The organism is Streptomyces sp. NPDC033180, assembly GCF_055577645.1.
The window spans coordinates 626,839-641,053 of the sequence record NZ_JBVIPU010000002.1 but is presented as its reverse complement, the minus strand read 5'-3'; the positions used below and the strand labels follow the sequence as shown (position 1 = coordinate 641,053).

Annotated in this window: 10 protein-coding genes; 7 read left to right on the top strand and 3 right to left on the bottom strand. The window is 69.9% G+C overall.

The window, feature by feature from the left end; translation table 11 throughout:
• Positions 1 to 120: 120 nt before the first annotated feature.
• From ACZ5WE_RS09600 to ACZ5WE_RS09575, 6 genes are all read left to right on the top strand, one after another.
• Positions 121 to 1,650 (top strand): sugar ABC transporter ATP-binding protein, encoded by a 1,530-nt coding sequence (locus ACZ5WE_RS09600; RefSeq protein ID WP_467685151.1) that lies wholly within the window; start codon positions 121 to 123, stop codon positions 1,648 to 1,650.
• Positions 1,651 to 1,691: 41 nt separating this feature from the next.
• Entirely contained in the window at positions 1,692 to 2,660 is a 969-nt protein-coding gene (locus ACZ5WE_RS09595) for an ABC transporter permease (protein ID WP_467685153.1), read from the top strand.
• Positions 2,657 to 3,685, top strand: coding sequence for an ABC transporter permease (locus ACZ5WE_RS09590; protein WP_467684142.1), 1,029 nt, complete (start codon positions 2,657 to 2,659; stop codon positions 3,683 to 3,685). The genes ACZ5WE_RS09595 and ACZ5WE_RS09590 overlap by 4 nt, the downstream gene beginning before the upstream one ends.
• Positions 3,685 to 4,908 (top strand): substrate-binding domain-containing protein, encoded by a 1,224-nt coding sequence (locus ACZ5WE_RS09585; RefSeq protein WP_467684144.1) that lies wholly within the window; start codon positions 3,685 to 3,687, stop codon positions 4,906 to 4,908. The genes ACZ5WE_RS09590 and ACZ5WE_RS09585 overlap by 1 nt, the downstream gene beginning before the upstream one ends.
• The gene (locus ACZ5WE_RS09580; RefSeq protein ID WP_467684146.1) at positions 4,905 to 5,777 is read left to right on the top strand and encodes a sugar phosphate isomerase/epimerase family protein; all 873 of its coding nucleotides are present in this window, start codon (positions 4,905 to 4,907) and stop codon (positions 5,775 to 5,777) included. Before ACZ5WE_RS09585 ends, ACZ5WE_RS09580 begins: the two co-directional genes overlap by 4 nt.
• Positions 5,778 to 5,905: 128 nt before the next feature.
• Complete coding sequence (locus tag ACZ5WE_RS09575; protein ID WP_467684148.1) at positions 5,906 to 8,992, top strand: ThuA domain-containing protein; 3,087 nt, start codon at positions 5,906 to 5,908, stop codon at positions 8,990 to 8,992.
• 78 nt (positions 8,993 to 9,070) lie between these two features.
• On the opposite strand, the gene ACZ5WE_RS09570 is transcribed toward ACZ5WE_RS09575, so the two are convergent.
• Positions 9,071 to 10,210: an aminoglycoside phosphotransferase family protein gene (locus tag ACZ5WE_RS09570; protein WP_467684149.1), complete on the bottom strand. Its 1,140-nt coding sequence runs from the start codon at positions 10,208 to 10,210 to the stop codon at positions 9,071 to 9,073.
• Positions 10,211 to 10,443: 233 nt separating this feature from the next.
• Between ACZ5WE_RS09570 and ACZ5WE_RS09565 the strand changes: the two genes are divergently transcribed.
• Complete coding sequence (locus ACZ5WE_RS09565) at positions 10,444 to 11,943, top strand: DNA-binding protein NsdB (protein WP_467684151.1); 1,500 nt, start codon at positions 10,444 to 10,446, stop codon at positions 11,941 to 11,943.
• Positions 11,944 to 11,967: 24 nt separating this feature from the next.
• On the opposite strand, the gene ACZ5WE_RS09560 is transcribed toward ACZ5WE_RS09565, so the two are convergent.
• Positions 11,968 to 13,392: a PP2C family protein-serine/threonine phosphatase gene (locus ACZ5WE_RS09560; protein ID WP_467684153.1), complete on the bottom strand. Its 1,425-nt coding sequence runs from the start codon at positions 13,390 to 13,392 to the stop codon at positions 11,968 to 11,970.
• A gap of 169 nt (positions 13,393 to 13,561) precedes the next feature.
• Positions 13,562 to 14,206 (bottom strand): response regulator, encoded by a 645-nt coding sequence (locus tag ACZ5WE_RS09555; RefSeq protein ID WP_467684154.1) that lies wholly within the window; start codon positions 14,204 to 14,206, stop codon positions 13,562 to 13,564.
• Positions 14,207 to 14,215: the final 9 nt, after the last annotated feature.

The following is a 14,215-nucleotide window of genomic DNA, read 5'->3' as shown; positions in this document are numbered from 1 at the left end:
TCAACTCGCCTGCAGAGAAAGCTGCTTGGGCTCTTGACAGGTCAAAGCTCCCTCATCACATTGCTCTGCAGACCGCTGCCGAAGGAGCCGAGGGTGCAGGCGATGCAGGCGACGCAAGAGATGTTGGCGATGCGCGGGGTGTCCAAGAGCTTTCTCGGAGTGCGTGTGCTGCACGGCGTATCGCTCGACCTCGCCGCCGGCGAGGTGCACGCGCTGGTCGGCGAGAACGGCGCGGGCAAGTCCACCTTGATGAAGGTCCTCGCCGGCGAACACGTCCCGGACGAGGGCACCATCGTGCTCGACGGAACGGAGCACTCCTTCAGTCATCCCGCGCAGGCCCAGGCCGCCGGAATCGGCATCATCCACCAGGAGTTCGCGCTGCTCGCGCACCGCACGGTCGCCGAGAACGTCTTCCTGGGCCGCGAGCCGACCCGCTACGGCCTCGTCGACCGACGCACGATGGAGGCCCGCACCGCCGAACTCCTCGCCGAGGCAGGCGTATCGGGCATCACTCCGCGCACGTACGTCCGCGATCTGTCCGTCGCGCGGCAGCAGACCGTCGAGATCGTCAAGGCGCTCGCATCCGACGTCCGCGTCCTGGTCATGGACGAACCGACCGCGCCACTCGCCGATCACGAGGCGGGCCTCCTGCACGACCTCGTACGCCGGCTCGCGGCCCGTGGCCTCGGCATCCTGTACATCTCGCACCGCCTGCGGGAGGTCTTCGAACTCTCCCGGCGGATCACGGTGCTGAAGGACGGCCGCCACGTCACGACCGTCCGCACCCAGGACACCGACACCGACCAGGTCGTCCGCGCCATGGTGGGCAGGGAGCTGAGCGCCTACTACCCGCCACGCGCCCAACCCGGCGACATCGGAGAGGTACGCCTCACCGTCACCGGCGGCGGCAACGACCGGCTCCGCGGCATCGACCTGACGCTGCGCGCCGGCGAGGTCACCGGCATCGCGGGCCTCGAAGGCTCCGGCCGTACCTCCCTGGCGCGGGCCCTGTTCGGCGCCGCCCCGTTCAGCGGCGGGACGATGACGGTGGGTGGCGAAGCCCTGCGGCCCACCACCCCGCGGCAGGCCATCCGCGCCGGGATCGCCCTGGTGACGGAGGACCGCAAGGCCGAGGGGCTCGCCCTGCGCCAGTCCGTGCGCGACAACGCCCTGCTCGTGACCCGCGCGGTACCGGCCCGATCGGAGCCGCCCGCCGCCCGCGAACTCACCGAGCTCCTGGAGCGGGTGCGGCTCCAGGCACGTGGCGAGGACCTGGAGGCCCGCTTCCTCTCCGGCGGCAACCAGCAGAAAGTCGTCATCGCCAAGTGGCTCGCCACCCGTCCCCGCGTCCTGCTCTTCGACGAACCGACCCGAGGCGTCGACGTGGGCGCCAAGGCCGCCATCCACACTCTCGTCCGCGAACTGGCCCGCGAGGGCATCGCCGTCCTGATCATCTCGTCCGAACTGCCCGAACTCATCGGCATGAGCGACCGCATCCTCGTCATGTCCGAAGGCCGCATCGCCGGTGAACTGCCGCCGGGGGCGGCCGAGGAGGACGTGATGCGGCTCGCCACGACCGGCCCGCCCGGAGATTCGGCCGCCCCGCCAGGAGACCCGAGCGCCCTGTCCGGAAAGGATTCCGTCGCGTGAGCGGTACCACCGGCACCACCGTCGCCCCACCGCCCGCCTCCCTGAAGACCCGTGCCCCCAGCCGCAGCAGGCTCACCGACCCCGCCGTCGGCGTCTGGCTCGCGGCCGGAGCTGTCACCGTGCTCGGCTGGATCGTGGTCGCCGCGCGCGGCGGCGACTTCCTCACGCTCTCGAACGTCGTCGGCATCCTGCAGAACTGCGTCGCCCTCGGCCTGGTCGCCGTCGGCCAGACCGCCGTCATCCTCACCGGGTCCCTCGACCTGTCGGTGGCGTACCTGATCAGCCTCGGCACACTCGTCGCCGCCACCACCATGGAGGACGGCAGCGTCGTCACCGCGGTGCTCGCCGTCCTCGCCCTGTCAGCGGCCGTCGGACTCGCCAACGGCCTCATCGTCACCGGGCTCAAGGTCAACGCGTTCATCGCGACGCTCGGCACCGCGTTCATCCTGCGGGGCTGGATCGAGGACAACTACACGGGCCCGGCCGGCAAGGTCCCCGCCTCCTTCCAGCATCTGGGCTACGACCGCATGGGCCCGATCCCGGTCTCGCTCTTCCTGCTCGCGGCCATCGCCGCCGCGATGTGGCTGATCACCCGCCGCACCCGCTTCGGGCACCATCTGTACGCCACGGGCGGCGACGAACACGCGGCCCGGCTCTCCGGCGTCCGTACCCGCCGCACGATCATCGCCGCCCACGTGCTGTGTTCGCTCTGCGTGGGCGCCGCCGCCCTCTTCCTCGCCTCACGGCTCGGCGCGGGCGCCCCCTGGGCGGGCACCGAAGCCCGCTACGACCTGGAGTCGATCGCCGCCGTCGTGCTCGGCGGCACCGTACTCGCGGGTGGGCGCGGGGGAGTGGCGGGCACGCTCGGCGGTGTCCTCGTGCTCGCCGTGCTCGACTCCGTCTTCAACCAGCTCAGCGTCGACCCGTTCTTCAAGAACGTCGTCCGCGGCGTCGTCATCATCGCCGCCGTCGCCCTCTACGCACGGCGCGGCAGCAGGAGGTCCGCATGAGCAGCCAGACGGGCTCCACGGCAAAGGCCCCAACACCAGCACCGTACAAGCGCGTTGTCCGCTCACTCGGCACCGGTGCGCCCGTCTACGCGCTCCTGGTCGTGCTGCTCGTGGCGCTCGCCGCCACCGACCCCGGCTTCTACGAACCCGACCGTTTCCTCGCCTTCGTCAAGCGGGCCGCGCCCCTGGTGATCCTCGCCGCCGGGCAGTATCTGGTCATCGTCTGCGGCGAGTTCGACCTGTCCGTCGGGGCGATCGTCACCGCGGGCGTCGTCGCGGCGGCCGAGGTGTACGGCTCGTTCCCGCACGCTCCCTGGCCGCTCATCACGGCCGGCCTGCTGCTCGCCGGGGCGGCCACGGGCCTCGTCAGTGGGCTGATCACCACCCGCCTGAGAGTGCCCTCCTTCATCACCACGCTCGGCATGATGCTGATCCTGGAGGGCGCCGTCTTCTTCTGGACGGGCGGCTCCCCGCACGGCCAACTGTCCGAGGGGTTCCGTCAGATGGGACGCGGCACCGCCATGGGCTGGCTGCCATGGGCGGTCCTCGCCTGCCTCGTCGCGGGTGTCGTCGCCGTCCTGCTGATGCGCTCCGACTTCGGCCGTACGTTGATGGCGACCGGGGACAGCGAACGCGCCGCCGCCCTGGCGGGAGTCCGCGTGCACCGTGCCCGCGTCATCGCCTTCGTCCTGTCCGGCGCGGCGGCGGCGCTCGCCGCCGTCCTCGTCGGCGGCTTCTCCGGGGTCTCCGCGCAGGCGGGCCGCGGCTACGAGTTCGAGGCGATCACCGCCGTGGTCCTCGGCGGGGTCGTGCTCGGCGGCGGCCGGGGCAGGGTGGTCGCCGCGATGGCGGGTGCCTTCTCGCTGCAGGCTCTGTTCACGCTGCTCAACCTGCAGGGCGTATCGGGCGCCCTGGAGTCCACCGTCCAGGGCGTCATCGTCATCGCCGCGGTCGGGCTCGGGGCCGCCGACTGGTCCCGGCTGCGCCGCCGTCGTACCCACTCCTCGGGAGGCAGACCCTCGTGATGCACATCCATGTGAACCACAGACGCGCCCTCGCACCCGCCGCCGCGCTCCTCGCGGGCGCCGCCCTGCTCACCTCCTGCTCCAGCGACACGCCGCCCGACGCGCCCGCGGGGGCATCGCAGACCGCCGGCTCCGACAAGGACGGCGACAAACCCTCCAAGTTCTTCGAACAGGCCGAGTACGACCGCCAGTTGAAGCTCGGCAAGGGGGCCCCCGAGGGACCGGCCGCCAAGCCCTGGGAGCAGATGCTCGAACCGGAGATGACCGACACCGCCCAGTACGAGAAGAAGGGCTCGGGCGGCACTCACCTCTGCTTCTCCAACGCCGGCGTCTTCAACCCCTGGCGCCAGGTCGGCCTGAAGAACATGAAGGCCGAGGTGAAGCTCCACAAGGAGATCAGTGACTTCACGGTCCTCGACGCCCAGGGCAAGGACGACAAGCAGATCTCCGACATCCAGGAACTCGCGGGCAACAAGGACTGCGACGCGCTCATCGTCTCGCCGAACACCACCGCCACCCTCACCCCCGCGGTGAAGGAGGCCTGCGGCAAGCTCCCGGTGATCGTCTTCGACCGGGGTGTGGAGACCGACTGCGCCGTCACCTTCGTCAACCCCATCGGCGGCTATGGCTACGGCGCGGTCGCCGCGGACTTCCTCGTCGACAGGGTCAAGCCCAAGGGCAAGATCCTCGCCCTGCGCATCTCGCCCGGCGTGGACGTCCTGGAGACCCGCTGGTCGGCGGCGAAGCTGGCCTTCGACAAGAGCCAACTCGCCGTTGTGGACACCAAGTTCACCGACGGCGACCCCGCCAAGACCAAGTCGATCGTCTCCGACGCGATCTCCCGGCACGGCTCCATCGACGGCGTCTGGATGGACTCCGGCGCCACGGCCGTCGCCGCCGTCGAGGCCTTCGAGGACGCGGGCGTCGACGTCCCGCCGATCACCGGCGAGGACCAGCAGGACTTCCTCCAGGCGTGGAAGGACAAGGACCTCACCGCGATCGCCCCCACCTATCCGACCTTCCAGTGGCGTACGCCGGTCATCGCGGCCCTGCGCATCCTGGACGGCGAACAGGTGCCCAAGGAGTGGAAGCTGCCGCAGCCCACGGTCACGCAGGACAACCTCGACGAGTACCTCCAGGAGGGCATGCCGCCCCTGCACTACGCGATGTGCGGCTGCCAGAAACTGCCGGGCTTCCCCGAGGACTGGGGAGGCAAGAAGTGACGTACACCGCCTGGAAGTTGGGCGCGAACCCCTGGATCTGGCAGTCGCCGGTCACCACCGAGGCACTCGGCGAGACACTGCCCCGGCTCGCGGCCTGGGGCTTCGACTGCGTGGAGCTGCCCCTGGAGCAGCCCGACGACTGGGAACCCGCGGCGGTGGTCAAGCTGCTCGACGCCACGGGCCTGGCGCCCGCGGTCGTCGTCGCCGTCATGCCCGACGAGCGGAACCTGGTCCGCGCGGACCAGGGCACCCTGCGCGCGACCCAGGACTACCTCCGCCGCTGCGTGGACGCGGCCCACGCGATCGGTGCCCCCGCGATCGCGGGTCCGGTGTACGCGGCGGTCGGCCGGACGTGGCGGATGGACCGGGCCGCGCGCGAGGCGGCGTACGAGGAGTGGCGGGAACACATCGCCCCGGTCGTCGAGTACGCGGCTCGCGCCGGTGTCCGTATCGCCGTCGAGCCACTCAACCGCTACGAGACGAGCCTGTTCAACACCGTCGCGCAGACCCTGGAGGGCCTCGCGGGCCTGCCCGAGGATTCCATCGGCATCGCTCTGGACACGTACCACCAGAACATCGAGGAGCACTCGCTGCCGGAAGCGGTCCGCGCGGCGGCGGGCCGCATCGCCCACGTCCAGGTGTGCGCCAACGACCGCGGCGCCCCCGGCACCGATCATCTCGACTGGCCCGGTTTCCTGCGAGCCCTGGGCGAGTCCGGCTACCGAGGGCCGCTCTGCATCGAGTCGTTCACGGCCCACAACGACGCCATCGCTGTCGCCGCGTCCGTCTGGCGGCCCCTCGCGCCCACCCAGGACGCGCTCGCGACCGGCGGGCTCGGCTTTCTGCGCCGGGCCGTGGCCGCCCTCTGACGACCGCCCTCTGACATCCGGCAATCCCGCACGTCCGTCCGTCCTTCCCAGCAGAGAGGACCACCCCCGTGGACTGTCATGTGCGCGACACAAGACGACTACGCGATCCGAGAACCGTACGAAAAGCGGTGATCGCGATCGTCGCGGCGCTACTCCTCGCGGTCGGCTTCCTGCCCGCCACGTCGAACGCGGCCGACAAGGCGCCAGCCTTCCGCGCGCTGCTCTTCACCAAGGCCGTCGGCTACGTCCACGACTCCATTCCGGCCGGTGTCCAGATGGTCAAGGAGCAGGCGGCGGCGAACAACTTCGAGCTCGTCACGACCGACGACGCGACGGTCTTCGACGACGCGAAGCTCAAGGACTTCGACGTCATCATCATGCTGCAGAACTCCGGCATGGTCTGGGACACCGACGCCCAACGCGACGCCATGAAGACGTACGTGAAGAGCGGCAAGGGCGTCGTCGCCCTGCACAACACCCTCGACATGGGCGTCGAGGACTCCTTCCCCTGGTGGGACGACCTCATCAACGCCGGCGCCCACATGCCCGCCCACTCACCGGGCGTCCTCAAGGGCACCGCGAAGGTCGCCGACCGCGCGCACCCCTCCACCAAGGGTCTTCCCGAGCGCTGGGAGCGCCCGGAGGAGTGGTACAACTTCGACAAGAATCCCCGCGGTGACGTGCACGTCCTGGTCACCGCCGACGAGACCACGTATGACCCCGGCGGCTCCAAGATGGGCGCCGACCACCCCATCTCCTGGTGCCGCAGCGCCGAGGGCGGCAAGGTCTGGGCCACCGCCATGGGCCACGACAAGGCGTCGTACACCGAGCCGGCCTTCCGCGAGCACGTGCTCGGCGGTATCGAGTGGGCCGCGGGCAACAAGCCCGGCGACTGCGGCGGCACCGTCTGGTCCGGCTACGAGAAGACCGCACTGGACGACAACACCGCCGACCCGATGGAGCTGGACGTCGCCAAGGACGGCAAGGTCTTCTACGTCCAGCGCAGCGGCGAGGTGAAGATCTTCGACCCGAAGAGCCACTCCACCTCCACGGCGGGCAAGCTCGACGTCTACACCGGCGGCGAGGACGGCCTCGTCGGCATGGAGCTCGACCCGAAGTTCGCCACCAACCGGTGGATCTACCTCTATTACGCGCCGGCCAAGGCGACGGACGACGTCAACCGCCTCTCCCGCTTCACGGTCAAGCCGGACAACACCCTCGACCTCGCCAGCGAGAAGAAGCTCCTGGACGTGCCCGCCTACCGCGACCGCACCTTCCCCGAGCCCGGACACACGGGCGGCGCCGTCGAGTTCGGCCCGAACCGCACGCTCTACCTCGGAGTCGGCGACGACGTCCCGCCCAACCTCGACCCCAACTGGCAGGGCTACGCACCGCTCGACTGGCGCGCGGGCAAGCAGATGCTGGACGCCGCGCGCACCGCGGGCAACACCAACGACCTGCGCGGCAAGATCCTGCGCATCAAGCCCTCGGACAAGGGCGGCTACACCATCCCCAAGGGCAACCTCTTCGCCAAGGGCACCGCGAAGACCCGCCCCGAGATCTACGCGATGGGCTTCCGCAACCCCTTCCGCTTCACCGTCGATCCCAAGACGGGCTACGTCCACGCCTCCGACTACGGTCCCGACCGCGGCGCCCCCGAGACCAACCGCGGCCCCGAAGGCCTCGTCGAGTACAACGTCATCAAGAAGGCGGGCAACTTCGGCTGGCCCTTCTGCCACGGCAACAACCAGGCGTACGCCCCCTACAACCCCGACACCCAGGAGGTCGGCGCCAAGTTCGACTGCGCCAAGCCCACCAACCCCTCGCCGAACAACACCGGTCTGAAGGACCTGCCGACGATCCAGCAGCCCGAAATCTGGTACGGCTACGGCGCGTCCAAGGAGTTCCCGGAGATGGGCGAGGGCGGCTCGGCGCCGATGAGCGGTCCCGTCTACCACTACGACCCCAAGAACCCCTCCAAGACCAAGTTCCCCGCCTACTTCGAGGGCGCGAGCTTCTTCTACGAGTGGGCCCGCGACTCGGTCAAGGAGATCCGCTTCGACAAGGGCGGGAAGCTCCTGAAGATCAACGACTTCCTGAAGTCGGCCAAGTTCGCCAAGCCGATGGACATGACCTTCGGTCCCGACGGATCGCTGTACGTCCTGGAGTGGGGCAGCGAGTTCGGCGGCGGCAACAACGACTCCGGTCTCTACCGCATCGACTACGCCCAGGGGCAGCGCACCCCGCTCGCCCAGGCCAAGGCGTCAGCCACCAACGGCCCCGTTCCGCTGAAGGTCGACTTCTCCAGCGAGGGCAGCAAGGACCCGGACGGCGATCCGCTCACCTTCGCCTGGGACTTCGACGGAGACGGCACGTACGACTCCACCGACGCCAACCCCTCCCACACGTACGACACCAAGGGAGACTTCAACGCCCAGCTGAAGATCACCGACTCCACCGGTAAGTCCGGCTACGCCAACGTGCCCGTCACGGCGGGCAACACGGCACCCAAGGTGAAGGTCGAGACCCCGGTCGACGGCAAGCTCATCGAGTTCGGCGACAAGATCCCCTACAAGGTCACGGTCACCGACCCCGAGGACGGCACGATCGACTGCTCCAAGGTCACCGTCAACCCGGCCCTCGGCCACGACGACCACGAGCACCCCACCACCGACATCCCCGGCTGCGAAGGCACCGTGGACACCGGTGACCTGGGCGGTCACCCCGAGGGAGCCGACCTCACCTACGTCCTCAACGCGAAGTACACCGACAAGGGCGGCGACGGCGTCGGTGCCCTCACCGGCTACGGCCGCTCCGTCATGCACCCCAAGCACAAGCAGGCCGAGTACCACGACGACCAGTCAGGTACTCGCATCGTCTCCCAGGAGGGCGCCGAGAACGGCAAGCGCATCGGCGACGTCAGTGACGGCGACTGGATCGCGTACAGCCCGATGAGTGTCGAAGGCGTCAGCAAGGTCAGCTACAAGCTGTCCTCGCCGTACGGCGTCGGCTCGATCGAACTGCGTGCGGACGCGCCCGACGGCAAGCTGCTCGCCACGACACCCGTCCCCAACACCGGGGGCTGGGACACCTATCAGGCCACACCCGACGTGCCGGTCGAAGCCCTGGCCGGCACACACAAGCTGTATCTGGTCTTCAAGTCGCCGCAGAACAATTCCTTTGACGTAGACGCGGTGCAGTTCACCACGTCATAGTCACCCGGAAGTAGCCGGGGGCATAGACAAGTCCGCAGTGCGCCGCTGTCCAAGGCGCACTGCGGACTTGTCTCCCCGTCAGCGAGTACCGACCGCCGCGCGCACGGCCCTGCGGGCCAGCTGGCAGTCGTCGTGCAGTCGCCTCAGCAGCAGCCGCTGTTCCTCGCCGGACGGCGCGGCACTCGGGTGGGCTGGTCCCGGTGCCGTCGGGGTCGCGTCGTGCATCGATCGCTGCACGGCCATCTCGTACGTACGGATCTCCCTGGTCAGCACCAGCATCAGGTTGACCAGGAACGCGTCACGCGCCGCCGGCCCCTGCTCCTGCGCCAGCTGACTGATCTCGCGCCGTGCGACGGGTGCGTCACCGAGCACCGACCACAGCGTCGCCAGGTCATAGCCCGGCAGGTACCAGCCCGCGTGCTCCCAGTCCACGAGCACCGGGCCCGCGGGGGAAAGCAGGATGTTCGAGAGCAGCGCGTCACCGTGACAGAACTGCCACGTGCCGTGCTGCCCGGCCGAGTGCGCGATGCCGTGCAGAAGCTTCTGCAGGTCGCCCATGTCCCGGTCGGTGAGCAGGCCGAGGTCATGGAAGCGGGAGATCCGCTTGCCGTAGTCCAGGGGCCTGCCGAACAACTCCTGCGGTGGACGCCACCGGTTGAGGTGACGGATCGCGTTGAGCGCCAACCGCACGTCCGCGCGGGGCGGCGACTCCACGGGATGGCGGGACAGCGCGGCGACGCGCCCCTGCATCCGCTCGATCACCAGCGTGCAGTCCTCGGGGTCCGCGGCGATGAGCCGCGGGGCCCGGACGGGAGGACGGTGCCGGACGAACGAGCGGTAGGCAGCTATTTCGTGCCGGATCTGCTCGGCCCACACCGGCGAGTGGTCCAGTAAACACTTGGCGATCGCGGTGCTGCGTCCTGTGGTTCCCACGAGCAGTACGGTGCGTCCGCTGCGGCGGAGCACCTGTACCGGATTGAACTCTGGACAGATGCGGTGCACCGAGGCGATCGCGGTGCGCAGTTGCGCCCCCTGGGGGCCTGACAAGTCGAGTCTCCCGCTGAGCGGTTGCGTGCCCGGCCCCGGAACGCGTCGCGTCCGGCCGGCGCCGAGCGACCCGGCCGCGGGGCGCGCGGGCTCCAGATACGGGCCGCTGCCGGGCTGTCGGCTGTGCAGAGGCCGGGGCGGGGCGGACACGGAGGACGATGCTGTGTACATGGGCGATACAGATCCCTTCGTGTGCCTGCGAATTGCGGCGCCTCCCGCCCCGGCCGCCTTGGTGCACCCTGGGGAATGTCCCGCGGTGGTCCGGGTCGGGGTGGCGCATTCCTACCTGACACCCGGCGTCCCCTGGCACACCATGTGGCGCACCCTGGCGAACCCTGGCGAATAGTCGCTCAGCAACTGACAGAGGGTTACTGTCAACTCAGCCGAGAACCTGGGGGCTTGACGTGAACGGACAACCCAACACCCGACTTTCGGACCTGTTCGGCCTGGCAGGCTGGTCCAAGGGGGAGCTCGCGAGACTGGTGAACCGGCAGGCGGCGGCCATGGGCCATCCGCAGCTGGCCACCGACACCTCGCGGGTACGGCGTTGGATCGACATGGGAGAAATCCCGCGCGATCCCGTGCCCCGGGTTCTGGCGGCTCTGTTCACCGAGCGTCTCGGCCGTGTCGTGACCATTGAGGATCTTGGTCTGGTCCGGCACGGGCGCGTGGGAAAACGGCGTGGCGACGGTGGTGTGGAGCACCCCGACGGCGTGCCGTGGGCGCCCGAACGGACAGCCGCGGTCCTCACCGAATTCACGGGAATGGACCTCATGCTCAACCGACGCGGCTTGGTGGGCGCGGGTGCCGCGCTCGCCGCCGGCTCCGCACTGACCGGCGCCATGCACGACTGGCTGCACACCGATCCGGCCCTCGCTGCCGACGCTCCCCGAACCGACCATCCCCTGCACGCCGACCCCGCTGGGTTCGACCGCTATGAGGCTGCCCCCATCGGGTCGCAGGAGATCGAGGAACTGGAGACCTCCGTCGAGGTGTTCCGGGCCTGGGACGCGGCACGCGGCGGCGGGCTGCAGCGCAAGGCTGTGGTGGGACAGCTCAACGAAGTGGGCGGCATGCTCGCCTACCGACACCCCGACCATCTCCAGCGGCGCCTGTGGGGCGTCGCTGCCAATCTCGCCGTCCTCGCGGGCTGGATGTCGCACGACGTCGGCCTGGAGCCCACGGCACAGAAGTACTTCGTGATCGCCGCGCACGCGGCCCGCGAGGGCGGCGACCGGCCACGCGCCGGTGAGGCCCTGTCCCGGGCCGCACGCCAGATGGTGCACCTCGGCCGGCCCGACGACGCCCTCGACCTGATGAAGCTCGCCCAGTCGGGCTCGGGCGAGGAGATGCTGCCGCGCACGCAGGCCATGCTCTACACCATCGAGGCCTGGGCGCAGGCGTCGATGGGCAAGGGGCAGGCGATGCGCCGCACACTGGGCATCGCGGAGGATCTGTTCGTCTCCGACAAGGGCGATGTGCCACCGCCGAGTTGGATGCAGATGTTCGACGAGGCGGACATGCACGGCATGCAGGCCCTGGCCTTCCGCACCCTCGCCGATCACGACGCGTCCGTCGCCAACACGGCCCAGCGCCATGCCCGAGAGGCGATCGATCTGCGGTCCAAGGGCCGCGACCGCTCGCAGATCTTCGACTACATCTCGCTGGCCTCGGCATGCTTCATCGCCGACGACCCCGAACAGGCCGATCGGTACGCACGGTTGGCGCTGGTGTCGATGGGCTCGAACTCCTCGCACCGCACCTGGGACCGGCTGCGCGAGATGTACCGCCTGACGGCTCAGTACTCGGGCTACCCGAAGATCGAGGACCTGCGCGAGGAGATCAAGATGGCCCTGCCCAAGGCGGCGGCCAAGACCGGAGGTGGCAGCCGGGTCCGCGCGTAGGGCCTGGCAGAGCTCGGGCGCGGGTCAGGAATTGACCCGGGCGATCAGCAGGCAGGCGTCGTCCTCACGCGGGGCCACGCCGAACTCCTCGACGACCATCCGTACGCAGTCCTGCGCACCCCGCGTCTCCATGAAGCGTGGCGCGAGCGCGAGCAGCCGGCTCGTTGCCGCGTCCCTGGTGCGCCGGGGGACCAGCCCATCGGTGTGCAGCAACAGCAGGTCGCCGGGCTCGAGTTGCTCTTCGGCCTGCTCGTACGTGGCTCCGGAGGTCGCCCCGAGGATCACTCCGCCCGGTGGCGTCAACGCGCGCCCCGTCCCACCGCGGAACAGCAGTGGGACGGGGTGTCCCGCCTGCGCCCAGCTGAGAGTGCGGGTGGCGGGGGTGTACTGGCAGCAGACGGCGCTGCCGAGCGCCGGTTGTGCGGTGCCGTCCAGTAACTGGTTGAGGCAGCCCATGAGTTGGCCGGGCCGCACTCCGGTGACGGCCATGCCGCGCACGGCGCCGAGCAGCATCGCCATACCCGAGGTGACGGTGACGCCGTGCCCCGTGAGGTCGCCGACGCTGAGCAGGAACTGGCCGTCGGGCAGCTCCATCGCGTCGTACCAGTCGCCACCGATCAGTGAGCTCGTCGAGGAGGGGAGGTAGTGCGCGGCGAGGTCGAATGCCGCGGGCCCGCCGTGCGGGAACCGCAGGGAGCCGCGCCACGGCGGCAGCACGGCCTCCTGCAGTTCGACCGCGAGCCGGTGCTCCGTCTGTGCGATGTGCCGCTGGCGCTGCAGCGAGTCACGGGTCTCGCGCACCGCTCGCTGGCTGCGGCGCAGCTCGCTGACGTCCCGCATGACCGCCCACATCGAGGCGGTGCTGCCATCAGCGGCGAGCACGGGCTCGCCCATCATGTGTACCTGTCGTACGCCGCCGTCGGAGCGCACGATACGGAACTCGCCGTCGATCGGCTTCCCGTCGATCAGGCAGTCCGTGACCATGGCCGTCAGCATCGGCTGGTCGTCGACGTGCACCAGGGAGGGCAGTTCGTCGAGGGAGAGCGGGGGAGCTTCCTGGTCCCGCCCGAGGATCTGGTACAGCTCGCCCGACCAACTCGCCTCGTCGCTCAGGAGGTTCCACTCCGCGCTGCCGACGCGGCTGAGCAGTGAGCCGCGCTGCGGTTCGAGCGGCGGAGGAACGGCCGGAGCGGCGGGCCCCACGGCCGGCTCCACGGGTCCGTCCCGCAACTGGGCGAGGTGGTCGTCCAGGTCGTTGAGCTGGTGGACCGCCAGGTCGCACAGGGCGCGCTGCCAGCGTCCCTGCGGGTCGCTCTGATCGGGCCCGGCATCCCGGCGCACGGCGTCGACCTCGCCGCGGAGCCGGCGCGTCTGCGTGATCAGCGCTTCGACCGAGCCGCGTTCGGGCGGCTGGGCGGAAGGGCGGTCCGCGAAGACATGGGACGGCATGAGGTGCTCCGTTGAGGATGCGGTGCGACCAAACGGGCGGGATGGACCGCTAATGACTTTCGCACAGCGGGGAGGGGCTCGTAAGGGATTTGGCAACACACGACGCGGTGGTGCTTCTGGCATATGACGGTGTCCTTCGGAACGATATGTTCCGGCTGCCCGGTCCCGATCACCCGCGCAAGTAGCGAATGACCGCCAGGACACGGCGGTTGTGGTCATGTGACGCGGGCAGCCCGAGCTTGTCGAAGACGGCGGTCGCGTGCTTCTCGACGGTGCCCGCGGAGACGACGAGGCTCTGCGCGATCGCCGCGTTGGACCGGCCCTCGGCCATCAGCGAGAGGACCTCGCGCTCGCGGTCGGTGAGGGGCGCGAGCTCCTGCGCACGGCGCCCTGCCCCGGCCAGCTGTGTGACGACCTCGGGGTCCAGCGCCGTACCGCCCGCGGCCACCCGCTCCAGGGCGTCCGTGAACTCCGTGACGTTGGCGACACGGTCCTTGAGCAGGTAACCGACGCCCGCCGAACCCGCGGCGAGCAGCCGTGTGGCGTACTTCGTCTCCACGTACTGGGAGAAGAGCAGCACTCCCGTGCCGGGGTGGTCGCGGCGGATGTCGATGGCCGCGCGGAGCCCTTCGTCCGTGTGCGTCGGCGGCATCCGGATGTCGGTCACCGTGACGTCCGGGCGGTGCTCGGCGACCGCGGCGCGCAGCGTGTCCGCATCGCTCACGGACGCACAGATCTCGTGCCCGCGCTCGGCGAGCATCTGGCCCAGCAACTCCCGCAGTACCGCGGCATCCTCAGCGATCACGACGCGCATGGCGGCATG

Coding starts and splice junctions, on each gene's coding strand:
- ACZ5WE_RS09600 (WP_467685151.1), top strand. CDS start 121: ATGTTGGCGATGCGCGGGGTGTCCAAGAGCTTTCTCGGAGTGCGTGTG.
- ACZ5WE_RS09590 (WP_467684142.1), top strand. CDS start 2,657: ATGAGCAGCCAGACGGGCTCCACGGCAAAGGCCCCAACACCAGCACCG.
- ACZ5WE_RS09585 (WP_467684144.1), top strand. CDS start 3,685: ATGCACATCCATGTGAACCACAGACGCGCCCTCGCACCCGCCGCCGCG.
- ACZ5WE_RS09570 (WP_467684149.1), bottom strand. CDS start 10,210: ATGTACACAGCATCGTCCTCCGTGTCCGCCCCGCCCCGGCCTCTGCAC.
- ACZ5WE_RS09560 (WP_467684153.1), bottom strand. CDS start 13,392: ATGCCGTCCCATGTCTTCGCGGACCGCCCTTCCGCCCAGCCGCCCGAA.
- ACZ5WE_RS09555 (WP_467684154.1), bottom strand. CDS start 14,206: ATGCGCGTCGTGATCGCTGAGGATGCCGCGGTACTGCGGGAGTTGCTG.